Genomic DNA, 22860 nt, shown 5'->3' with positions numbered 1-22860 from the left:
GTGAAAAACGAGGCCAGTACTGCCAAAATCAAGTTGTGAAGAGTCAGGTCATGCCCCTCTACACCGAGATATTCCTCCCTGGGCCGGCCGGAATCATCCGCAATGCCAACAACAACGCGCAGAAATACCTAGAAGAAAAAGATTGGGCTGACCTCGAGGCCAGCCCTGAACTTGATGAACGGCTGATCTCTTCAGCAAAAGCTTCCTCAGAGCCACTGCCTTTGCTCTGCCTGCGCTGCAGAGTCAGTGCTGCTGTAGCCAAGAAGCTAAGAGCCATGCATGCCAAGCATCGCGACCAACATGAGCTTGAGCTAGAAGAAATGGCTGCATGCGTCCTAGATGACGGAGGTGAGCTCGTTATCAGGCAGAAATCACAAAGCAGCGATGGCCAGATCAGAACCCAAAGGCTGCCTTTTGATTGGGAGACGATCAGCGCAATGCCTCAGCGAGAGGTCAAACCGCTGGCAGCGGACATATTGCGCAGCTACGACTCAACCCGCTGTGCCTTACCAAGCTGGACCGAAACACTCGTCCAAGGCAACAGAGAACTGAAGCACTACCTCCGCAGTTGTGGACTAATGCTGATCTCACCATGGGCATTGATTGCTGATACGAGTCCCAAGCGCGTCAAAGAAGCCTGGGAGCAATGCGGTGAAGGGGCCATGAACGCTGAGCAGGTCATTGAGCTGCACGCCAGCTATCTCAAGGCGTACTGGCCAGCGAAGGAGACCTACAAGCAAGAGGTCGGCAAGAGTTCTGGATGGATACCCGACTCAGCATTTCTTGAATCCCTGGCCCCGCCACAAAAGAACGACAACGCCCTACGTCAGTTAGATCAGGCGATTCGTCGCTTTCTGGCACTGAAGCCCAGCCTGTTCCAAGACGGTGAAGAAGCAGCGATCCCAGATCCGAGAAGTCTGGATGAACTATCTGAACCCGACAGAAGCACCAGTGATGTTGACCTGAACACACTGATCCAGGGAGCACTCCAAAAAAGCGCTGCAGAGCAGATCAAGGTCGCCATCGAAAAGGATCAACGCAAATGGCAACGAGATCCGAATCGGTTGCTGGCATGGCAGCTTTACAGCAACGGGATGGGGCAACGTGACATCGCAAGCCGGTGTGACCACAAACAAGCCTGGGTCAGCAAGCTGTTGCAGGAAAAAACCCTGTCACACGCGATCGCTTTAGGGGCCGCCACAGAGCTGAGTCGACATAACGCTTTCAAGCAAATACAGATGGATCCAGAGGGTGCCGAGCGGATGGTGGAAGCACTGAGGAATCACCTGCTCTGCCCAGAACAAGACAGTGATGTAGCTCCATTACGCCGTTGGATCCGCTCATACCTCCCGCAAGCATGACCAACGCAAACTCACAACCACTAGCCCCCCTGGACCTTGTGCCACTGCCGATTGATGCAGTGCTTCTACCTGCGGAAGGTAACGCAGTGTCTCCAAGGGAGATGGTGCTCGAGGCCCTGCAAGCCAGGCTCAAGTCCCAGAATCTCAACTGGACAATTGGTCCAGCCTTGGACCTTAATAATCCACAGCGCCTGTTGAGCCTGAACCAGATCGCTGTACAACTACTGACCTGTGGATTCACGACAGATGTAATCCCTGTTCCCCTGGCTCACTGGTATCGCGACGGAGCTGCACCACAATTACTGGTAGTGGGACGCATTGATGAGGAAAGCCAGGTCGTGCACATTCCTGGCTTACTCACAGGCGAGGAGTTTCGGCAGTGGTTCAGAGAAGTCCAAGAAGATCAAAAGATGACAGCGGATTCAGAGCTTGAAGTCCCTATTTCAGAATTCAAAGGAGGTATGGAGCGGCTTCTGACATTTGTGCAGTTACTTCAACCTGGTGCAATCAGCAGAAAAGAGTTGGTTGGATCATCTGCCTATTCAGGACCCATCACATCTGTACTGGATTGGCTAACTGGAAATGTCGACGAAATGCTCCTGGACCTGGGCGGAAGACTGATACCAGCAACAGCGGGCACCTTTCGAAGTGCTGTGGACGCCAGTGTTGAGGCGCTAGCTGTACTGGCCATACCAATGGGCTTAGATGACGGCCAGCTATACACGGGGCAAACTGCACAAAAATGTATTGAGCGCTTTCAGCTATTACTTATCCCCTCTGGTACAGACGCAATCAACCAACTGTTCGTGCGTTTGATTGCTGAACAGACTGGAGACCTTCTGCCCGAACGACTAACACTACAAGCTAAGCAAGGAGACTGGAAGCAAGAAAAAACGAGTGCAACGGATACAGCACTGGAACTAGTGTTTGAAAATGGCCAACAACCAATTGAAGTAAAAGTAAGTTATCCGGACTCCAAATCAGTCACTCTTCCAGCGCTGGAGATACCGCAGTAATGGAGACCCTAGATCTCCACCTCAAGCAACAAGGAGATGGACAAGTCCTTGCATTCCTTACAGGACGAGGTCTGAGCACAACCTTTAGCGTCACACCGAATAAGCGACTGAATCAAAGCTATGACGCATGGTTACGGCGATTTATTGCCAACCACGACAGCAAAGGGAGCCTTGTGCCTGAGGATGTGCTCCAGAACTACAAAGACCGACTGACCAATGAACTGGAGATATGGCTGAGTAGCCATGAATGGAGTGAGCTGAAAATTGCTCTTACAACAAACCCAGGCATACCGATTCGCCTGTGGATTGACACTGAACTTTCAGACCTGACACGATTACCTTGGGAAAGCTGGACAGAAAATCGACCACTATGGCGCGTTCAACATAATGGAACAACTGGAGCAATTCAAACCCAGTCAAACCGGAAGCCAAGGCTTTTACTAGTTGTAGGCAATGAAGATGGATTAGACCTCAGTAGCGAAGTTAGACGACTAGAAAAACAAAAGAACGATAAACGGATTGAATTAAAGATTTTAAGAGGACAGGAATGTTCCCCCAGTGAAATCCGGAAAGAGCTAGAAGATCCAAAAGGCTGGGATGCACTGATTTTTCTTGGTCATTCAGAAAGCGACCCCAACAATGGTGGGCGGCTGCATCTTGGAGATAACAGCTGGCTCAGCGCAAAAGCCGTAGATCAGCAACTCAAAACTGCAGTCGGCAATGGACTCCGACTTATTCTCCTCAACAGTTGCAGTGGACTTGATTGGAGCACTAGAGCACTCGAATTTGGCGTCAGCTGGGCTGTTTGCTTCCGGGAGGTTGTTCCATCAGAAGATGCTGCAAATAGCTTCCATCAGATTCTTGTAGCCCTAGAACAAGGTTCTGACTTGATTGCCGCAGTAGACAAAACGAGGAAAAATTTAAATCAAGACGGCAAAAGTAGTACAGCCTTTTTGCTGAGCACCCTCAGTACAAGCACAGCCATACCCTTCAAACTCCCGCTTCGCAAGAGAAGACAATTCCTCCGAAGACTTAGGAGCTCGACAAAAACTCAATTAATCACGGCTGCAACTGCCGCAGCCATAGGAGCTTTTAATGATGTCGTGCCATGGAATCCCATAAATCATGGCCTGCTGAACCAGAGACTTCGCCTACAGCGGGTCTATCGTGATGTAACTCAGCAGCCAGGTCCTACAACAAAACCATTACCGGTACTCATCCTCGAGAAAAGACGGGCATATCCAGCACTCAACTTGACTCATTTAATCCTTTTGAATCAAACGCACCGTGGAGCCACAGATGCATACCCGCAACAGACTTTCCCAGGCCTACAAGGGATAATTAATCCCAATCAAAAACGTATTTCTCGAGCAGCCATAAAAGAGGTACTAGAGAGAGTTCCACCAAAAAAAGTGCCTTTAATAGGTTTAGACCTGGTACTAGATGAACCATCGATAGAGCCAGTCGCGACGCAACAACTTGCTTCACTTATAACAAAACAGAAACGTCCAAAGCTATTCGCAGGTTATTTCGGTGAATGGAGTAATGCAGAGGGGGCCGGTACACTTTCGAAACCAGTTCCTATACTTAGAAAAGCGGGGCTTGAGTCATATAATCTTGCTGTAAACACTGATCCAGGTTGGTTTAAAGACTCTCAAAGAAACCAAGCACCTCTACAAATTAAAGCCCCGATCACAAGTGACTTCTTTTCCAGCCAGCTTTCTCAAAAGCCTTCAACAACAATACCTACAGATGCGATTATTGACTGGTCAATACCCTGGGAAGATCTAATATATCGTATTGATGTAAATGAACTAAATAGTCTTAATTCAGAAATTCTTCTTATCGGTACGGATGGCCAGTTCAGCCTTCAGCATCCGGACTTATTTAACCCACCCTCTGCAGCGATACGAGCCATCAAAAGCTGGCAACTTCCGCTAGGTAGTATTCCAGGTGTCATGGTTCAAGGTGTGATGGCTCAAAGTATTCACATGGGACATTGGTTGATGCCAGCATCCTCGGCAATGACAACTCTTTTATCAGCTGGAGTTGGAGTATTGGCAGCAGCAGGAATACAAAGTAGGAAGATACGAGTAGCAGCAGTCGGCATCATCTCACTTATCTTTATTTGGGCCTGCTATCAATGGACTATTAGTGGGTTGATACTAATACCAATATTAGTTCCCATAGCAACATTCTGTACAATCACATTAAGTCGCAAATGAAGAGAAAAATGACAATTAGGATGAGACTCCATAAAACAGAACTAATTACTGGAGCTTTATTAATAATAATTGGAGCATTGTCAGCTCAATCAACAGCCTTAGCCCAAGAAAGCAGCTCTTCAGAGTTTTCCAATATAACTGATAAATCCTTAGCTCAGATCATACGGAGTTTAATTGGTCTTCCACAAAATGTAGCAGCCGCCGGCAGTCGAAGCGCACTACATACAAAATCATATATCTGCTTGATAAATCCTGTCCTAAAGAAAAAGGGTCAAAAAAATATCGCCACCACAAGCATCGCCAATCCAATTATTATTACAGGGTCGTTACTCAATGAGCTGAAAATCCGAGAGGCAGATAGAAATAAAAAAATACTCTTCCAAGCTTTGTCATCTTCTACAGAAGCGGTTAAGACGCCTCTAAAATGGCCAATTAAACCAATTGGACCAAATGAAAAGTATATTCTTGAATTCAGAAATATTCATTCACCGGCGAGCGAAAAGGTAGAAGTACTACTGATTAGTGAGGAGCCGAAACAAATGAAAGCAACTCAGGCATTACTCAGAGAATTCAACTCACAACAAACAACTACTGTTCGAAAAAAAGAAATCCTTAAAGAGGGCTCACCAGAAATAAAGATGAATATTCTTTTCAGCTTGAATTCAACCAACAAACAACATTTAACAAATGAGCTAGCTGCAGGCTGTAAAGAATGAAGCAGATAAAATTATTAGCAGCCCGGCAGAGTCATTATTTGGTTCAATTAATTTTGACAATAGCCCTAACTATTGACTTGAACAAGTCCACCCATAGCAAGGACCATACAGTTCTAGAAACAAACAATCTATATTCGCAATTAATCACAGAAAACAAATCAAATGCAAACATATCTGAACTAGAAAAAGCAGCCAATAACCTTGAGAATAATGGGAATCTGATAGACGCTTTAAAGGCAAACGAACAGATCTTGAAAATTAAAATAGAGCATCTCGGAAAGGAAGATTACTGGGTAGGCATTGTTCTAAAAAAAATTGGCTCGATCCACGCAAAGCTAGGAAACTTCAAAGAGGCAGAAGACTCTCTTAAAGAAGCACTAAGAATATTCATTAAATCCAAGATAGAAGACTCGTGGGAAATAGAACAAACCTTGCTTGCGCTAGGAAACATTTACAAGAAGCAAGCAAAATTCCCAGAAGCAGAAGCGCAGTACATCAAAGCCAGGAAAGTTGTAGAGAATTTTTCAAAACCTAATCCTCTAAGCAGTCACGGAATTTACTTTAGTTTTGGACAGCTTTATCACAAACAGGGCAAATACATCAAAGCCAAAGAATATTACACAAGAGCCTTGAACATCATAGAAAACCTAACAGGAGAGAATAGTCTCATCACTGCAATGACCCTGCAAAGTCTTGCTGCATTAAATGAAGATCTGAGCCTGTATCCGCAAGCTAAAGCAATTTACATGAAAGTCCTTTCAATTTTTGAGAGCAATTTCGGCACTTATCATATACACACGGCCACAGTAATAGGCAATCTTAGCAATATATTCCTGCGACTTAATGCATTCAGTGAAGCAAAGGATTATGCAATCAAAGAATTATTAATCAAGGAAAAAGTGCTTGGTAAAAATCACCCAGATTTAGTTATGCCCCTTAACAGATTAGCAAATGCACTTGTTAGTCAAAGCAATGATTTTCAAGGGGGAGGATACGACGAAGCTTTTGACCATTACCTACGAGCATTAGAAATTGTCAAACTAAATTTTGGTCTAGAACATCACTATGCCTCATTAACTATGAATAACCTTGCCAGTATGCTACTAACTACGGATCCTACAAAGGCTTTACCTGTCTTGGAAAAGACTGTTCAAATTAATAAGAATATATACGGATTAAGCCACCCGTATACAGCGACATCTTTGAACAATTTAGCTGCAGCCTATGCAAACATCGGGGACAAAACAAAGGCGGAATCATTTTATATAAAATCCTTAAAGATCAAAGAGGAGGTATTGCCCAAAGATCATATTGACATAGGAATTACTTTAAATAATCTTGCGAATATATATAGCGACCAAGGGTTATACGAACAGGCTTTAATTTATAGCCAACGTGCGCTTAAAATCTTTCGAGAATCAGTTGGAGAATATAATCAAAAGACCTATGAAGCGCTTACAACTTTAGCCAGTAGCAGTTTTAATGCGGGTAAATATTCCATAACAGAAGATGCCATTAAACGTGTGATACAGATTCAAACCATATTAATCCAAAGAGAAGCGCCATTTCTATCAATCAGCAAGAGAACGGAATTCAAAAAAACATTTGGCAGAATAAGTGAGTTAAGCTATTCACTGGCACAAAGGAATTCAGAATACAATACAATTGCTTTATTTTCACGGATAAACCTTCATGGAATACTAGCAGATCTAGAGGGAAACCAATCAAAATTGACGAACTTATCTAATACACAGTATGAGATTGTAAAAGAATTACAGTCTGTAATTTCTTCTCTGAGCTCGTTTTCACTTGAACCTAGCGAAAGAAAAAAGTTAAACACTTATAGAGAAACGCTCGAGCAAAGTTTGTACAAAATTCTACCTCGATTAAAGCCACGCATCACTTCAATTGAAGAGGTGGCAAAAGCCATGCCACAAAAAAGCGTATTGATTGAGTTTCAAAAATACCATCCGCGTGTGGGAAAAAGATGGGACAGAGCCAGATATTTAGCAATTATACTGACCGATAATCATTCAATTTCAACAATAGACCTTGGTCCTGCAAAAGATATAGATGCGGCAATTCATAAGATGACAGAAGGGATCGAAAAAAAATGGAGTGACTCCACTCAATTGATTAATAATGTCTATCAGCTTGTAATAAGGCCACTGAAAAAAGCTACAAATGATGCATCAAATTGGTTCATATCAGCAGATGGTGAATTAAATCGCATGCCATTTAATAGCTTGAAGATTCCCGAAAGGAATAATTCCTATTTATCTGAATCAGTAAATCTTCGCTTAATTACTACCGGAAGAGAATTAATAGACCTGACAAAGGGCTCAAAAAGCTCAAGAAGTCAAAATTTGATAGTAGCCGATCCAGCATATGACGCTATTAATCAAGTCTCTGATAGAGTAACCTCGGTTGAAAATAAATCCAATAAAAAAGTTTTTCGGCCTGCAACTAATCAAGATCTACGTGTATGGCAAAGGCTTAAAGAAACAGCTATCGAGGGTAATTCCATTCAATCCTTAATTGGGGGAAAACTACTAATGAGAGAACAAGCGACATCTAACAATGTAAAACAAATATCAGCACCTAAAGTAGTACATTTAGCAACACACGCTTTTTACTTATCCAAAGGGTCAAGCAAGAGCGATGAAGCAGGAGAAAAAGCCGTCTTAGATCCTGATAAAGATAGCATCAATAATGGAGATTTTTATAATCTAAATCCTCTAATTAGAAGTGGTATAGTGCTTTCAGAAGCAAATAATGACGATACAAGTCTTGATAACGATGGATATCTAACAGCACTTGAGATTACACAAATTGATTGGGATGGAACAGAATTGGTAGTGGTTTCAGGCTGCGAATCTGGACGAGGGGAAATTCGAGCTGGCGAAGGGATCTATGGGCTAAAGCGTGCAATTGCAGTTGCAGGTGCAAGGAGCAGTTTGTTAAGCCTCTGGAAGGTCGACGATGAAGCGACAGCCGCCTTCATGACCAGCTTCTACACAAGGCTCAAAGATGGCAGCGGACGTGGAGATGCCCTGTCAGCAACTCAAAAAGAATTCAGAACTCACCCCAACGAAGACTGGCGTGAACCCTATGTCTGGGCCGCTTTCCAATTGAGTGGAGACTGGGGCCCAATCGAAGGGCTCTAACCAAAAGCCTCTTATACCAGTGCTTTTGGAGGACGTGGTTCATCTTTGGAATCACCTCCTGGACCCCGGAACGAGAAGGAGACGCCAGGCGGACAACGCCACACCACCTCTCCTCATCATGAAATTGTTCACTAAAGCCATCACTGCTGCCATTGCCATGGGGTCGCTCAGCATCATGGCTGTCAAACCAGCATCTGCTCAGGTTTGGAGCTGGGGAAGCTATGGGCTTAGCAACCAACAACGTCAGTATCAGCGCAGCAATGGCTGGGGTAGTGGCAGCTACTTCGGTCAACCTATGCGTAGCGGTACACAGAACTACAGAACTGGTCCATCGCACTACCGCAACGGACATTCAAGCGGTGCCTACTTTGGCTGGTGACCTAAACAATAAGAATCACTCTGCATTAGAAAAAATGACCCAAACAAAGAGCTTGTCTATTTCTAATAAATTTAAAACTAGTTTAATGACAATTGAATAAAGTCAAATACCCAAATGCTCTCATAATTCTTTCCTTAGGAATTTTCGCAAGCGCTTGCTCCTCTGTATTTTTTGACCAAACCCTTAACGAATTAGGGGCACTTCGGAATTGTTATGCAGCTATCAGAGACGAAAAGATTCGATCCATTCAAGAATGCCGTAGGTATGTCACCTTCCATGCACCTCTCTATCATGAAATTGATCAAAGCAATCCAGCAATGGCAGCATGTTCTTTTACAAACACTTCACTAGGTTATGCTCGAATACATTATAAACACATCAAGGACTTGATAAGAGACTTGGAGCACCAAGCTCAAACAGACTGCGACGGAAAGACGATCAATCAAATTCTCAAATAAATTCATACTAACAAGTGAAGACCTAGCAGCTTTACCAATCTTTTACCAAGACAAATCGAATCCATCTAAAGACAACGGACGAATCTCATGCCTAAAGTGAGAGTTAATCTCAGCCGACGTACTATTGATTTGCTTGAGAAAATCAAGCAACACTATAATTTGTCTAGCAGAAGCGATGCACTAGAGATGATCATTGAACAACTACTGGAAGATCCCGATGGAACTAATCCCGGACAGGAAGAATAGCCTTGCCTTTCGTTTTAACAGCCACCACTTGGGCTCCATTAAGCCAACGCAATGCCGAAACAGGATTCACCAAGTAACGCTTACGCGATGAGGTCGTGGACGTCCGATCAATAAAGTCAATACCAGGCCGCAACACCCCTGCCTTGATCTGGGACACCAACCAGTCACGCCCACAATGCAAATGCCTGGTTGCCTCTTTCAAGGGCACAAACCGATCAGGTGATCGTGATTGAACAAGTCGGGAGACTTCTCGCTGCAAATGATCAACACGCATAATCAGATCTTTTAACAACTTTGCTGTATTGACAGGATTACTATCCACAAAACAAACTATATAACACTAGTTAATTCTAAGTTGATATATCTAAAATCAAAAAAGGGGAAACTGTCTCAGGCCTATGCCACAACAATCGACCAAGCCGGACTTTTTCAGGCAAATAGGAACTGTGGCGCCTAAGAGGTCACACGCATTTCATAAGACTGAAATGTCGCATAGAAAAAAAAGAAAGAGCCCACTCTAGTTCTGATAGATCAGGCAGGTCTTGGCTGGAAGATCTGACTGAGATTCACACCAGCTTCGTAGGCCAAAACTCGAACTTCATTTTGCTGCTCTTCTGTGAGTCCATCCCAGAATGCATCGACCAGATCCATGGTTGCTTTGCCTGCACCGAACACACCGAGGATTGATAAGGGTAATGCCATCCAAGGGAGCACCACAAGAACAACCCCAAGCACAGCACTCACTGCAGCGCCCTCTTTGGCAGATGCCCAAACAGACTCAGCCACCAAACGAATTTGAGTTTTGCGATCCACAGCTCCACGCTTACGCATGGCTTCGGTACGGAGACCAGTTAAGAGAGCTTGGTAGATGGCATAGACCAACACCCCGCCCAAGGTGGATTCGCCTACAAACTCCCTGGCCGAGACTGGACCAACACTCCCGTTGATGTTGAAGGACGCAAGCCCAGCTAGGGGAGCAATCTCAACCCCGGCTTTTGGAATCTGATAGGGATCTCGAGAGCGACCCATAGCTCTAACTCAGATATCCCACCATAAGTCTGGTGTGAGAGGACATCAACTGAATCGACAGAAGAAGGCTGGTGGAGTTCCGTCTCCTAGTGGAGCCTCGAGATTGCTCTCGTGCATTGCGCTGCAATCGATTAAGGCGAAACCAGAATCACCTTTTAACAATCCAATCATGATTCACAGAAATCTGTTTTATCAATAGCTATCAACTGACAAATCCAGAGAGCATGCTAAAGCCCATTAAACAAGCAAATTAATGCCAAGATTTAGACATTCAAATCAAGGATTAGACGTAGACACTTGGGAATGACATGGCTACTTTCCAAGACTAATCACACTCGATGGGCTTTCAGTTGACCATGAGGCATAAGCGGCTCATCAGATTACCTGAAGTCATTGCGATGACTGGTCTTTCTAGATCAACTATCTATTCACATATGAGCCAAGGATCATTTCCCAAACAATTCAAAATTGGTGCTCGTATAGCGGTCTGGCGTGAATCAGACATTTTAAGTTGGATCGAAACTATGGAACAGCAGTAAATCAAGTTGCATAGCTATCTATACTAGAAGCCAGTTCGAAGCTGCCGGTCGATCTGATCACCACTCTCCCTTCACCCACGAGCAGGGCTACGCAAAGGCTGTTTGTAACGGAGTAGGAATTTGGCTCGGCAGGACTTTTGAGCCTAAAAATAAAAGATAATAGTGCTTAGATAAAGAGAGCATACGGCAAAAAATGACCGCAAAAAATGACTACTTCTTTTAGAAAAAGATAGTAGATCAAAGATCGAACTCCTGAACTCACCAACGTAGCCACAAAAAGCAAAAATGTCTACAAAAAATGCTTGTTTGCCTATAGAAAAGGTTTATACACGAACTCGAACTTGCTGAACTTTGAAGAATTCTGGTTAAAAAGACTTGACCTAAACCTTGAGACCCTGATCAAGCAGATAATCTGACCAAGCAACCATGAAGTCTCTGCGCTCTTTTAGCAAAGACGAACGATCGTAAGCTTGGCGGACTTTATCTCCAATCGTATGAGCCAATTGGCGTCGAATTACATCAGGTGAAAATCCCAGAATATCTTGGCCAATCGTCAGTGGAATGGAACGAACACCATGCGCTCGCAGCATTCCCTTGTATCCCAACTTGAATAGGTTAGCATTTATTGACGATGGATGCATATGAGGAAGCTTCCCCCCACGACCCGTATCAAAGACGAATTCATATTCTCCTGTTAAGTCTCTGAGAGGCTCAAAGACATCAACCATAGGCTGGGTCAACGGCACCACATGTGACTTCTTGCTTTTCATCCGCTCTGCTGGAATTGCCAATATTGATTCCTTTTCATCAATTTCAGACCATCGGATACCAGCCAGCGAGCCAACTCGCAAGAACGATAAAAACAATATTTTTACTGCAGAGACAACAACCAAGGAGCCCTTCGGTTTATTGCGATTTAGACACTCAAAAAATGTCGGCAATTGATCCGCCGTCAGGCTTGGATGATGCTGGACAACGTGGGACGACCGTGCATGCCGTGATCCCTGCGCAGGGTTCGGTTCTGACATCCAGCCCTGATCAATGGCATAACCAAAGACCTGTCTAAGAACCATCAAGGCTTTATCAGCCTGAACTGGAGCATGCTCTTCCAGATCCTTCTTCATGTCCAGAACGATCCGCCGTCCCGTGCGTCCATCCCGTTGAACATCAGAGAAAGCAAAACAACTGAGCGGTGTCTCAGCTCCCAGGACCGGCATGACCTGGTTGTTCAGGCAATTGGCGTAGTCCTTGCGTGTCGACTCGCGATGACGGGACGTGGCCAGATATTCCTTGATCGCCGTCCCCAAGGTTGGTGAGTCTTGCTTGGGCGGGTTGAGCACCGACTGCTTGTAGCCCTGAAGGTCTTCGCCACTCTCAAGCCCCCAAGCTCTGATCTTGGTCCAGGTGTCACGGGCTTCCTTCAAGGTCAGCTGACCATGCCCTTTGCCATATACCCCGAGGGCGTACTCCTTTTGTTTGCCCAAACGACCTGATGGAAAGCGGTACCGCCCCACAAAACGCTTGCCGCCGCCTTTTAAAGCCGGTTCGACGACGAGCAGTAAGGAATTACCTAAAGCATGAATTGAACGCTTTGGGCCGGCCTACAGAGCCCTGACTTGCGAGTCATTGAGCGGGGTCTGCACCATTCTCACAACACCAACTTTTCTCACAACACATTATCAAAAATCTCACAACACGTCTCACAACACGGCCACCGGAATTCCGGGGTTCACTTTGGACGTTGGCGGACAGCAAAAAGGCCCAGACATGCTGGGGCAAAAGGGTTTATGGAAGCTTTGCGCCCTTAGCGGACGTCGATTGAACGGAGAGGGTGGGATTCGAACCCACGAGGGTGTTACCCCTACACGATTTCGAGTCGTGCGCGATCAACCGGACTCTGCCACCTCTCCACACGCCCTCAGGCGTACCCGCAGTTTAAAGGCCGACGAACCGGGCACCTGCTCCATGCTTCAGAAGCCAACGGCGCTGGGGTACGGAAGGCTTAAACCCCAGCCAGGTTCCGGTGATCAGCTGCCGGGGTTCTGATCGCTGCCGCTGCTGCAGTGCCCACAAGGCCTGAGGGCTCGGGACCAGCTGCCAGCACTGATGCCCCACCCGCATCACCAGTGCGCCAGAGCGGGACTGCAGACGCTGCACCGATAGGCCATCGCTCCGAAGCACCTGGCCGATGGCGATGGGAGCTTGGCCTTGCTGGGGAGCCTCAACGTGGTGCGCCAGCGCTTGCCAGCAGGCCAGCACGTCTGTGGCCACAGGATCCAAAAGCAGCACCCAGTCCAGACGGGCGTGGCCGTGCACAGCGGCGAGCTTCTTGGCCATCCGGCAACTGCGCGCATCGCCATGGGTGCTCACCAGAGCGGCACGCCCACGATGGCGAGCCAGCAACCAGTGACGATTAAACCGCTCCACCGTCACCAAACCATCGCCCAATTGCACGAGGCCGTGGACGAGCAGGGCGGTTGCCAGGGGGATCAACGACCAGCAGCGGCGACAGGGCCCTGCCCCCAGCAACCAAGGCAGCAAGCCCAGCACCAGCAGGGCAACCACCCACACCTGGGGACGTCCGGTGAGCAGTTGTGCCCCAGGCCAGTGGCTGATCCAGCTGGCCATGGTGATCACCAGGCCCGCCAACTGATGAACAGGCCACAGCAGCAGGGGCAGCACAGCCCTAGGCCCCACGAGAACCAACAGTGCCGAGAGCATGGCCAGCAGCGTGAGCGGCGCCAGCAGCGGGGCAACAAGCAGATTCGCAACCAGCGCATACAACGGCATGGCACCGAAATGGAGCAACTGCAGCGGCAGGGTCCAGAGCAAGGCCGCCACAGGGATGGACAACGCTGCTGCCAGGCCCTGGCAGCGATCCGGCAACCACGCCTGAACAGCCTTCTCGAGGCGAGGAGCCGTCAGGATCAGCCCAGCGGTGGCCGCCGCACTGAGTTGAAAACCAATCGATAGGGCCCAGGCCGGGCGCAACAGCAACATGCCGCTGAGCGTCAACCACAACACACCGACGGGACGGCTGTGATGACCTGCCTCACGAATCAGCAAGGCCATCGCAGCCATCAGCACCGCCCGCACCACCGATGGCTGGGCTCCGGCAAGGCAGAGAAACAGCAGCAGCGCCGTGGCCGCCAGGGGAAGCCGCAGGCCAAGAGGCCAGCGGCGGGCCAGCATCAGCACACTGCCGAGCAGTACGGAGAGGTGAAAACCCGATGCGGCGAGGGCATGGGACAAGCCGGCCATACGGAACGCCGCTCGGATGTCTTCCGGGAGCTGCACCTGGGCGCTGCCCAGCACCAGAGCAGCCAGGAAACCACCCCGCCGCGGCCCCACAGCCTGTTGCAGCCGTTGAGCAACATCGCGCCGCAGATCAGCCAACGGCGTCCATGGACGCTGCAGCACTTCGATGCTCTCGGCCCGCAGCTGACTCCAACTGCCTTGGCGGGCTAGACGTTCTGCCGATCCCGGCAACAGCGGGTGTACCGCTGGCAGCGGACGCCTCAGCACCCCCGTGGCCTGGACACGCCAGCCCTGCAGCAGGGGTGCAGGGCACTCAGGCAACTGCAGCTCGGTTCGCCCGTCGACCCGACGAGCCTCGACCCAATCCACCTCCAACAGACCGGAACACCCCGAGGAATAACGGCGCACATCGGCAAGCAAGCGCCCGCTGATCGCCACGGTCGCCGGTGGCGTCTGGATCAGGCGAGATGGATCGGCTCGGCTCGGCGTCGGCGCCCCCCACAACACCCCTCGAAGCACAAGGAGCGCCAGGAGACAGAGGGCAATGGCATCAGCAGAACGACGTCGACGCAGAAACCATCAGGCCGCTGTCTCGAGAGTTCCCCCTTTCAAGAGCGGGAAACCAAGGGCCTCCCGTTCCGCCAGCCAGGCCTCGGCCACCTTGCGGGCCAGGTTGCGGATCCGACCGATGGTGGCGGTGCGCTCCGTCACGGAAATCACGCCACGGGCCTCCAGCAGGTTGAAGGTGTGGCTGCATTTCAGAACGAAATCCAAGGCCGGTGCCGGCAGCTGCTTCTCGATCAGATCTGCCGCTTCCGCTTCATAGATGGCGAACAACTGCTTGAGCCGCTCGGGATTGGAGGCCTCAAAATTGAAGTGGCACTGCCCCTTTTCAAACGGCAGCCAGATCTCGCCATAACTGCGCTCGCTGTTCCAGCTGAGGTCCCAGATGCTTTCCACGTCTTGGAGATACATCGCAAGCCGCTCGAGCCCGTAGGTGATCTCAATGGACACCGGTTTGCAGTCCAGACCACCGCACTGCTGGAAATAGGTGAACTGGGTCACCTCCATGCCGTCGAGCCACACTTCCCAGCCCACGCCCCAGGCGCCGAGGGTTGGGGACTCCCAGTTGTCTTCAACGAAACGGATGTCGTGGTCAGCGGCCTTGATGCCCAACGCCTCCAATGACGCCAAATAGGTCTCCTGGATGCCATCTGGGGATGGCTTGATCAGCACCTGGTACTGGAAATAGTGCTGTGCCCGGTTGGGGTTGTCGCCGTAACGACCGTCGGTGGGGCGACGGCAGGGTTCGGGATAGGCCACGGCCCAGGGCTCAGGGCCAATGGCTCGGAGCACCGTGTGGGGGCTCATGGTGCCGGCACCCTTCTCGGTGTCGTAGGGCTGAAGCAACAGACACCCCTGGTCTGCCCAGAACCGGTTGAGCGTGCTGATGATGTCCTGAAAATGCACTGGGCCGGGGCGTCCTGGGTTCCGATTCTGCCCAGTGGCCGGTCAGCCCTCCAAAGCCAGGCAACGGTGGAGGTGCGCGATGGCGTGATGGCGATGCGGATTGTTGCCGCTGAGACCGATCATTCCGAGCCAGAAACTGCCATCCCCCTGAAAGACCAGGACGGGCTTTGCACCGCCCTTGCCATGGCAATCCAGCAAGGACATGCAGAGCTTTTCAGCCACCTCCGGGCCTTTGGGGCGCTGGCGCAGGCGACGCAACAGTGGATCCACCTGCGAGAAGGAGACGAAACAGGCACGGTCGGAGTCAGTGATCAGGATCAATCCATCAAGCCACTGCACTTCCTGAAGCAGCTCTTCAATGCGGGGCAACAGCTTCGGCAGCGGAAACGCCAAACCGGAACCTCCCCTTAACGTTCTCTTCAGCTTTCCTACGTCAGCGGCGGGGTGTGTCGCAAGCGACGCAGGCGAAGATTCATGCTCTAAGGGTCAAAACGCCCATCTGTCCGGCCACGAGCGAGCGGTGGTTCGCTTCAGAAAATCCCGCCTGCCGTGCCAGCCGCTCCTGATCAGGCCCCGCTGGAAAGCGATCCAGACTCTTTTCCAGATAGGCGTACTCCTCCCGCAACCCCACAGAGGCCGCAGCAGGCACCACCAGCCGCCGCAGGTAAAAGCGCTGAAAGGCAGCCGCCGCACCGCTTTGCGGAAGACGATTGAAATCCAGCACCCCGGCACGTCCGCCGGGCTTGAGCAGCCGTCGCAGCTCCTTCAGCCCCTGCAGGGGGTCCGCCAGATTGCGCAATCCATAAGCCATCACCGCGCCATCAGCGCAGGCACTTGGTAAACCCGTGTTCAGGGCATCCCCCTGCTGAAAGGTCACCGGCAACCAGGGCTGCTGGCGCTGACGCTGGCGTGCACGCTCCAAGGGGGCAGCGGCGGCATCCAGACCCGTCACCGCTCCAGCGGGCCGAACACAGCGCGCCAACTCCAAGGCCAGGTCCCCCGTACCGCAGCACAGGTCCAGCCACTGTTCCCCCGCCACAGGCTTCAGGGCGCGCACCAGCTGACGTTTCCACTGGCGATGCAGCCCGAAACTGAGCAGATCGTTGAGGCGGTCGTAGCGGGGAGCGACAGCGTCAAACAGCTGTTCCACCGCCGCGGGATCACCAGGCTTCATGGACGGATCGTCAGGCCACGGGACAGCAGATCTTGCTTGATCTGTTCCACGGTGAGAACACCGTCGTGCAGCAACGAGGCCAACAGTGCTGCGGAGGCATGGCCTCCCTCGGGGCCCACGTCCAACGCCTCAGCGATGTGATCCAGGCAACCCGCACCACCGGAGGCGATTACCGGGATGGGGACCGCATCGGCCACGGCCCTGGTCAGGGCGAGGTCATAACCAGCCTGGGTGCCATCACCATCCATGGAGGTGAGCAGGATCTCGCCAGCCCCGAGGCCAGCCACCCGCCGGGCCCACTCCACAACATCGAGACCGGTGTTTTCGCGGCCTCCCCTCACGTACACATCCCAGCCGCCGGCATCGCGACGACGGGCATCAATGGCCAGGACGATGCACTGGCAGCCGAACTGATCAGCCCCCTCTCGCACCAGCTCAGGCCGCCGCACCGCGGAGGAGTTGAGGCTCACCTTGTCGGCACCGGCCCGCAACAACTCGGTAATCCCTTCAACGGTGCTGATGCCGCCGCCAACCGTGAAAGGAATCGTGACCGATTCAGCGGTGCGACGCACCATGTCGATCAAGGTGCCCCGCCCCTCATGGCTGGCTGCGATGTCGAGGAAAACGAGTTCATCCGCCCCTGCCCGGCTGTAGCGGCAAGCGAGTTCAACCGGATCGCCGGCATCGCGAAGGCCGACGAAATTGACGCCCTTCACCACCCGTCCCCGGGCGACATCCAGGCAAGGAATCAGACGCAGAGCAACCATCGATTCGGCGCAAAAGCGACTGTTAGGGTTGCGCCACTCTCCAAGCCTCGCAGGCCATGTCCCAGGCTGACGCCATTTCGATCGGCTCCAAGGTTCGCGTGACCCGCGTGCGTGATCGCATTCCCCAGGCCATGGTTGACCTTCTGAAGAAGGACGCCAACGGCACGGTGAAGGATTTCCGCACCGTCGACGGCAAGGGAATCGGTGTGGTTGTTGAGCTCAGCGATGGCTCCACCAGCTGGTTCTTCGAAGACGAAATCGCCGCCGCCTGAGGACTGACTCCGTGAGCGACGCCCGTCAGCTGCTTGGGATGAAGGGTGCCTCAGGCACCACCAACATCTGGAAGCTGCGGCTGCAGCTGATGAAACCGGTCACCTGGATCCCCTTGATCTGGGGGGTGATCTGTGGCGCCGCAGCGAGCGGTAACTACGAATGGCGAGTGGACCACGTGCTCGCCGCCTTCGCCTGCATGTTGATGAGTGGCCCCTTGCTGGCGGGCTTCACCCAGACCATCAACGACTATTACGACCGCGAGATCGACGCGATCAACGAGCCCTACCGCCCGATCCCCTCGGGAGCGATTCCCCTGGGCCAGGTCAAGCTGCAGATCTGGGTTCTGCTGCTTGCGGGTTTGGGCGTGTCCTACGGCCTTGACCGATGGGCCGGTCACGCCACGCCTGTGGTTTTTCTGCTGGCGTTGGGCGGCTCCTTTGTGAGCTACATCTATTCAGCTCCCCCGCTGAAGCTCAAGCAGAACGGGTGGCTCGGGAACTACGCCCTCGGTGCCAGCTACATCGCTCTGCCCTGGTGGGCAGGCCAGGCCCTGTTCGGGCAGCTGACCTGGGGCACGGCACTGCTCACCCTGGCCTACAGCCTTGCGGGTCTCGGCATTGCTGTTGTCAACGACTTCAAAAGCGTTGAAGGCGACCGAGAACTCGGACTTCAATCCCTGCCTGTTGTGTTCGGCATCAAACGCGCCAGTTGGATCAGCGCCGCAATGATCGATGTTTTTCAGATGGCGATGGTTGCCGTCCTGATCGGGATCGGCCAGCATTTCGCAGCGGTTCTGCTGGTTCTCTTGATCGTTCCCCAGATCACCTTCCAGGACATCTGGTTGCTGCGAGACCCCGTGGCCTTTGACGTGAAATATCAGGCCAGTGCCCAACCCTTCCTGGTGCTCGGCATGTTGGTGACCGCTCTGGCCGTGGGCCACAGCCCCTTGACCCAGGTGATGTGAACCGTACCCGCCTGCACTGGGCACTGATCGCTGGCACAGCAGCTGCAGTGGGCGTTGGAGCTGCTCTGGGCATGCGCGCTCTGACTGAACTGGTGGATGCCACGCTTCCGGATGCCCGCGGGATTGCCAGCTTCAATCGGCCGGGAACGATCACCCTGCTCTCCACCAATGGCAAGGTGATTCAGAAGCTTGGGCCAGCGACGCGAGAGAAGGTGAAGCCCGGCGCGATGCCGCCAACGGTGGCTGAGGCGTTCATCGCCGCAGAAGACCGGCGCTTCTATCAGCACGATGGTGTGGATGGCTGGGGCATCGCCAGGGCCATCGTCACCAATGTCCGCCAGGGCGCCGTTCGGGAAGGGGCAAGCACCATCACCCAGCAGCTGGCTCGAACAGTCTTTTTGAGCCAGGACCGCACGATCACCCGCAAACTCAAGGAAGCGGCTCTGGCCATGAAGCTGGAGCGTCAGCTGAGCAAGCAGCAGATCCTCGAGCAGTACCTCAATTACGTCTATCTGGGGTCCGGCGCCTACGGCGTTGCCGATGCGGCCTGGATCTACTTCTCCAAAACCCCCGAGCAGCTCACGGTTCCAGAAGCGGCCATGATCGCTGGGCTGCCGCCGGCTCCATCGATTTATTCACCCCTGGTGAACCCAGACCTGGCGAAAGAGCAGCGCTCGATCGTTCTGGATCGCATGGCCCAGGCCGGATTCATCTCCACCAGCGAAGCGGAGCGCGGTCGCACCAGCCCGCTTGGACTGAAGCCCGCAACACCCAAATACTTCAACAGTTCAGCGCCTTACTTCACCACCTGGATTGCCCAGGAGCTGCCCAAATTCTTGACGCCCGAACAACTGGAAGTGGGCGGAGTCAAGGTGCGCACCAGCCTGAATCTCGACTGGCAGAAAAAAGCTCAGCAGGTGATTCGAGCCAATGCCCCCTTCGACACCGAAGGCGCGATGGTTTCGATCGATCCCGGCAACGGGCTGGTGCGGGTGATGGTGGGCGGCAAGGATTTCTCCAAGAGCCAGTTCAACCGCACCATCCTGGCGCTGCGCTCTCCGGGCTCCACCTTCAAGCTGTTTCCCTACGCCGCGGCCATCGATCGGGGCATGAAGCCCGAAACCAAAGTATTTGATGCCAAGCGTTGCTGGAACGGCTACTGCCCCAAAAACTTTGGCAACAAGTACTACGGCAACATCTCCCTTGCCGATGCACTGAAGAACTCGCTGAACACGGTGGCGGTTCAACTGCAGGACATCGTTGGATTTGATGCCGTCATTGAGATTGCCAACAACTTCAATATCGGCACCGAGCGACCTCTCGGCGAGTACTACCCGATGGCCATCGGGGCCTATGAGCAAACCATCCTCGACATGACCGCCGCCTATGCCGGCATGGCCAACCGCGGTGTGTTCTTCACCCCCAGCCCCTTCGAGGAAATTCGCGGACCCAAGAATGAATTGCTTTGGAGCCGACGCCTGAGCGACAACCGAGGCAAGCGGGCGGTTGATAGTGATGTGGCAGACACCATGAACTGGATGCTGCAGCGGGTGGTGACCGGCGGCACCGGCATCGCCGCCAAACTCGATGACCGGCAGGTGGCCGGAAAGACGGGAACCTCAGAAAACACCCGCGATCTCTGGTTCATCGGCTCGATTCCTCAGCTCACAACGGGCGTCTGGTTCGGATACGACGACGACCGCGCCACCAAGAGCACCAGTGGCGAAGCGGCATGGGCCTGGAAGCAATTCATGCTCCAGATCAAGGACGAGATCCCCGTGCGCAACTTCCCCGAAAAACCCAAGACGAAGCGAAAAGTGCGTTTGGCTGTCGACCCCAAAACAATTGCCAAGCCACCGAAAACCAAACCAAAGCAGAAGAAGGAGAAAGGCAACGGTGAGCCTGATGGAACGCAACCGACAGTTGAGACCGACCTGCCGGCTCTCACGCCCGTGGCACCTCCGCCTCGGCCAACGCCCTATCTCTGGAGGGACAGTTCCCCTGGGAGAAACGTTGATCGCCAGGGACGCCGATGGACCCGGGATTAATCCCGTGCTCTAAACCCGCCGAAGCAGGGCTGAATAGAACCCATCCCCCCCCGCTGACCTGATCGGGCCAGAGCTGGCTTTCCTGCTCCAGGCGCAGCATGGGGTGGCGCTTGAGCAGGGCCTGAACCTGCGCCTGATTTTCATCGGGATGAATGGTGCAGGTGGCGTATACCAATGCTCCGGCGGGAGCCAGCAGCGGTACAAGGCCATCCAGGAGGGCCTGTTGTTGGGGCAGGAGGCCACGGATGGATTCGGGCGTCACCCGCCAACGGGCATCGGGGTGACGGGCCAGGGTTCCAAGGCCCGAACAGGGGGCATCGATCAGAATCCGCTGAAAGGATTCACGCCATTGGGGACGCTCTTCCAACAGGTTGGCGGCATCTGCGGCCAGGGCATGGATGGAGGCGAGGCCCAGCCGCGCTGCATTGGCCGCAACGCGCTTGAGCCGTCCAGGCGAACGGTCCACAGCCCAGATCTCCGCCTGATCCCCCACCAACTCCGCCACATGGGTGGCTTTCCCCCCCGGGGCAGCACAGGCATCCAGGATGCGATCCCCCGGCTGGGGATCGAGCAGAGGTGCAATCGATTGCGCCGAACAATCCTGAACACACCAATAGCCCTCGGAATATCCAGGCCAGTCGCGCAGGTCGCCGCTATGCCCAGAGATGCGCAGGCCATCGGGACAATCCACGATGGGCTCACTGCTGATACCAGCCGCGGCCAGATCCTGCTGCACCTGCGCAGGGCTCGATCGCAACCGGTTCACCCGCAAATCCAGATCCGGTACGCGGTTGCAGGCGCTGGCAACCGCCGCGGCCCCCTCCGCCCCGCGCCACTCGATCAACAACTGGGTGAACCAATCCGGCAGGGAATGGGCCTGGGCGAGCTGAGCCGGCAGATTGTTGGGCAATTGCAGGGTTTCGCCGGCCTCCCGTGCTCGCAGCGCTGCCCGGAGGACCCCATTCACCACAGGGGCCAGCCGGGCCAATCCCTTGCTGGATTTGGCCAACTCCACGGCGGTGTTCACCGCTGCTGAATCTGGAATCCGCTCCATCAACAGCAGTTGATAGAGACCCACATGCAACAGCCAGCGCAACTTGGGCGGCTGCTTCAACGCCGGCACCTTGCCCAGCCGATCCAGCCAGGCATCGAGAGTGCGCCGTTGGCGGATGGCCCCATAGGCCAGCTCGGTCACCAGCCCACGATCCGAAGGCTTGAGGTCCCGCTCCCGCAGCACCCGCTCCAGCGCCACATCGGCATAGGCCCCTGCCGCCACCGCCTGCAACACATCCCAGGCGAGACGGCGCGGCAGCAATCCAATCGGAGCCGGAGCAGACAAGAGCACCACGCATCAATCTCCAGCATGGGCGTCCGGCTGCCAGAGGAACTGACGCAGTGGCAAACGCCCCTCCCCATCCACCGGAATGCCCTCAGCCAGCAGAAGATCCCGCTGGATCCAGTCACTGCCCTCACGGCTGAGGCTCATCGAAATCCGGCCCTGAGCGTTCACCACGCGGTGCCAGGGAACGCTGGACGGGAGCTTGAGCCGCCGCAAGGCCCACCCCACCTGACGCGCACAGCCATAGGCACCGATCAAATCAGCGATCTGGCCGTAGGTTGCCAAGCGACCGTGGGGAATGCGGGCCACCTGGCTCCAGACACGCTGATCAAACGTGCCGTCGGAGACGTACGGTTCAACGGAGGGATCCTTGAGCGGGATCTGGATGGCCACGGAAGCGCTGACTTCTTGATTGTCGTTCCAGACCCCAA

18 protein-coding genes, 1 tRNA gene and 1 pseudogene are annotated in these 22860 nt (G+C 52.8%); 10 read left to right on the top strand and 10 right to left on the bottom strand.

Annotated elements, in window-relative coordinates:
• The first annotated feature begins 50 nt into the window (after positions 1-50).
• The 6 genes from SynA1544_RS04375 to SynA1544_RS04350 all read left to right on the top strand — a co-directional run bounded on the left by SynA1544_RS04375 (position 51) and on the right by SynA1544_RS04350 (position 8964).
• Positions 51-1361 carry a hypothetical protein gene (locus SynA1544_RS04375; protein ID WP_186514955.1) on the top strand — a complete coding sequence of 437 codons (1311 nt, stop codon included), beginning with the start codon at positions 51-53 and terminating at the stop codon, positions 1359-1361.
• On the top strand, positions 1358-2377 hold the full coding sequence (locus tag SynA1544_RS04370) for a hypothetical protein (RefSeq protein ID WP_186514954.1): 1020 nt from the start codon (positions 1358-1360) through the stop codon (positions 2375-2377). Before SynA1544_RS04375 ends, SynA1544_RS04370 begins: the two co-directional genes overlap by 4 nt.
• Positions 2377-4602 (top strand): CHASE2 domain-containing protein, encoded by a 2226-nt coding sequence (locus SynA1544_RS04365; RefSeq protein ID WP_186514953.1) that lies wholly within the window; start codon positions 2377-2379, stop codon positions 4600-4602. Before SynA1544_RS04370 ends, SynA1544_RS04365 begins: the two co-directional genes overlap by 1 nt.
• On the top strand, positions 4599-5318 hold the full coding sequence (locus SynA1544_RS04360) for a hypothetical protein (RefSeq protein ID WP_186514952.1): 720 nt from the start codon (positions 4599-4601) through the stop codon (positions 5316-5318). The genes SynA1544_RS04365 and SynA1544_RS04360 overlap by 4 nt, the downstream gene beginning before the upstream one ends.
• Before the next feature lie 77 nt (positions 5319-5395).
• Entirely contained in the window at positions 5396-8485 is a 3090-nt protein-coding gene (locus tag SynA1544_RS04355; RefSeq protein ID WP_186514951.1) for a CHAT domain-containing protein, read from the top strand.
• A gap of 221 nt (positions 8486-8706) precedes the next feature.
• Entirely contained in the window at positions 8707-8964 is a 258-nt protein-coding gene (locus tag SynA1544_RS04350) for a hypothetical protein (RefSeq protein WP_186514950.1), read from the top strand.
• Between the two features lie 1135 nt (positions 8965-10099).
• On the opposite strand, the gene SynA1544_RS04340 is transcribed toward SynA1544_RS04350, so the two are convergent.
• Positions 10100-10597: a hypothetical protein gene (locus SynA1544_RS04340; RefSeq protein WP_186514948.1), complete on the bottom strand. Its 498-nt coding sequence runs from the start codon at positions 10595-10597 to the stop codon at positions 10100-10102.
• Positions 10598-10935: 338 nt separating this feature from the next.
• On the opposite strand from SynA1544_RS04340, the gene SynA1544_RS04335 reads away from it, so the two are divergent.
• Positions 10936-11136, top strand: a complete 201-nt coding sequence (locus SynA1544_RS04335; RefSeq protein ID WP_370594097.1) for a helix-turn-helix transcriptional regulator — start codon at positions 10936-10938, stop codon at positions 11134-11136.
• A 380-nt stretch (positions 11137-11516) separates the two neighbouring features.
• Here SynA1544_RS04335 and SynA1544_RS04330 read toward each other — a convergent pair whose 3' ends face one another.
• The 7 genes from SynA1544_RS04330 to hisF form a co-directional block, all read right to left on the bottom strand.
• Positions 11517-12695, bottom strand: a complete 1179-nt coding sequence (locus tag SynA1544_RS04330) for a tyrosine-type recombinase/integrase (RefSeq protein WP_370594108.1) — start codon at positions 12693-12695, stop codon at positions 11517-11519.
• Between the two features lie 264 nt (positions 12696-12959).
• Positions 12960-13046 (bottom strand) — tRNA-Ser (locus SynA1544_RS04325).
• Between the two features lie 25 nt (positions 13047-13071).
• On the bottom strand, positions 13072-14967 hold the full coding sequence (locus tag SynA1544_RS04320; protein ID WP_186515453.1) for a ComEC/Rec2 family competence protein: 1896 nt from the start codon (positions 14965-14967) through the stop codon (positions 13072-13074).
• A gap of 6 nt (positions 14968-14973) precedes the next feature.
• Entirely contained in the window at positions 14974-15864 is an 891-nt protein-coding gene (gene glyQ, locus SynA1544_RS04315; protein WP_186514946.1) for a glycine--tRNA ligase subunit alpha, read from the bottom strand.
• Between the two features lie 42 nt (positions 15865-15906).
• Complete coding sequence (locus SynA1544_RS04310) at positions 15907-16257, bottom strand: hypothetical protein (RefSeq protein WP_186514945.1); 351 nt, start codon at positions 16255-16257, stop codon at positions 15907-15909.
• 79 nt (positions 16258-16336) lie between these two features.
• Entirely contained in the window at positions 16337-17038 is a 702-nt protein-coding gene (ubiE, locus tag SynA1544_RS04305) for a bifunctional demethylmenaquinone methyltransferase/2-methoxy-6-polyprenyl-1,4-benzoquinol methylase UbiE (protein WP_186514944.1), read from the bottom strand.
• Positions 17035-17805 carry an imidazole glycerol phosphate synthase subunit HisF gene (gene hisF, locus SynA1544_RS04300; RefSeq protein WP_186514943.1) on the bottom strand — a complete coding sequence of 257 codons (771 nt, stop codon included), beginning with the start codon at positions 17803-17805 and terminating at the stop codon, positions 17035-17037. The genes ubiE and hisF overlap by 4 nt, the downstream gene beginning before the upstream one ends.
• Before the next feature lie 56 nt (positions 17806-17861).
• Between hisF and SynA1544_RS04295 the strand changes: the two genes are divergently transcribed.
• From SynA1544_RS04295 to SynA1544_RS04285, 3 genes are read left to right on the top strand one after another with little or no spacing between them, the layout of a single operon-like run.
• The gene (locus tag SynA1544_RS04295; protein ID WP_114988478.1) at positions 17862-18077 is read left to right on the top strand and encodes a DUF2862 domain-containing protein; all 216 of its coding nucleotides are present in this window, start codon (positions 17862-17864) and stop codon (positions 18075-18077) included.
• Positions 18078-18088: 11 nt separating this feature from the next.
• Positions 18089-19042, top strand: a complete 954-nt coding sequence (chlG, locus tag SynA1544_RS04290; protein ID WP_186514942.1) for a chlorophyll synthase ChlG — start codon at positions 18089-18091, stop codon at positions 19040-19042.
• The gene (locus SynA1544_RS04285) at positions 19039-21090 is read left to right on the top strand and encodes a transglycosylase domain-containing protein (protein WP_186514941.1); all 2052 of its coding nucleotides are present in this window, start codon (positions 19039-19041) and stop codon (positions 21088-21090) included. The genes chlG and SynA1544_RS04285 overlap by 4 nt, the downstream gene beginning before the upstream one ends.
• A gap of 9 nt (positions 21091-21099) precedes the next feature.
• Here SynA1544_RS04285 and SynA1544_RS04280 read toward each other — a convergent pair.
• Positions 21100-22438: pseudogene (locus SynA1544_RS04280) on the bottom strand (16S rRNA (cytosine(967)-C(5))-methyltransferase).
• A gap of 3 nt (positions 22439-22441) precedes the next feature.
• Positions 22442-22822 carry an MGMT family protein gene (locus tag SynA1544_RS04275; protein WP_255477719.1) on the bottom strand — a complete coding sequence of 127 codons (381 nt, stop codon included), beginning with the start codon at positions 22820-22822 and terminating at the stop codon, positions 22442-22444.
• Positions 22823-22860: the final 38 nt, after the last annotated feature.

This window comes from Synechococcus sp. A15-44 (assembly GCF_014280115.1).
Taxonomy (GTDB): domain Bacteria; phylum Cyanobacteriota; class Cyanobacteriia; order PCC-6307; family Cyanobiaceae; genus Parasynechococcus.
Note: the sequence above shows the minus strand (reverse complement) of the source record. Positions and strands in the feature narration are given on the sequence as shown.

Excerpts from the sequence above, each read along its gene's own strand:
- SynA1544_RS04375 (WP_186514955.1), top strand. The coding sequence starts at position 51 with ATGCCCCTCTACACCGAGATATTCCTCCCTGGGCCGGCCGGAATCATC.
- SynA1544_RS04370 (WP_186514954.1), top strand. The coding sequence starts at position 1,358 with ATGACCAACGCAAACTCACAACCACTAGCCCCCCTGGACCTTGTGCCA.
- SynA1544_RS04365 (WP_186514953.1), top strand. The coding sequence starts at position 2,377 with ATGGAGACCCTAGATCTCCACCTCAAGCAACAAGGAGATGGACAAGTC.
- SynA1544_RS04360 (WP_186514952.1), top strand. The coding sequence starts at position 4,599 with ATGAAGAGAAAAATGACAATTAGGATGAGACTCCATAAAACAGAACTA.
- SynA1544_RS04350 (WP_186514950.1), top strand. The coding sequence starts at position 8,707 with ATGGGCTTAGCAACCAACAACGTCAGTATCAGCGCAGCAATGGCTGGG.
- SynA1544_RS04340 (WP_186514948.1), bottom strand. The coding sequence starts at position 10,597 with ATGGGTCGCTCTCGAGATCCCTATCAGATTCCAAAAGCCGGGGTTGAG.
- SynA1544_RS04335 (WP_370594097.1), top strand. The coding sequence starts at position 10,936 with ATGGGCTTTCAGTTGACCATGAGGCATAAGCGGCTCATCAGATTACCT.
- ubiE (WP_186514944.1), bottom strand. The coding sequence starts at position 17,038 with ATGAAGCCTGGTGATCCCGCGGCGGTGGAACAGCTGTTTGACGCTGTC.
- hisF (WP_186514943.1), bottom strand. The coding sequence starts at position 17,805 with ATGGTTGCTCTGCGTCTGATTCCTTGCCTGGATGTCGCCCGGGGACGG.
- SynA1544_RS04295 (WP_114988478.1), top strand. The coding sequence starts at position 17,862 with ATGTCCCAGGCTGACGCCATTTCGATCGGCTCCAAGGTTCGCGTGACC.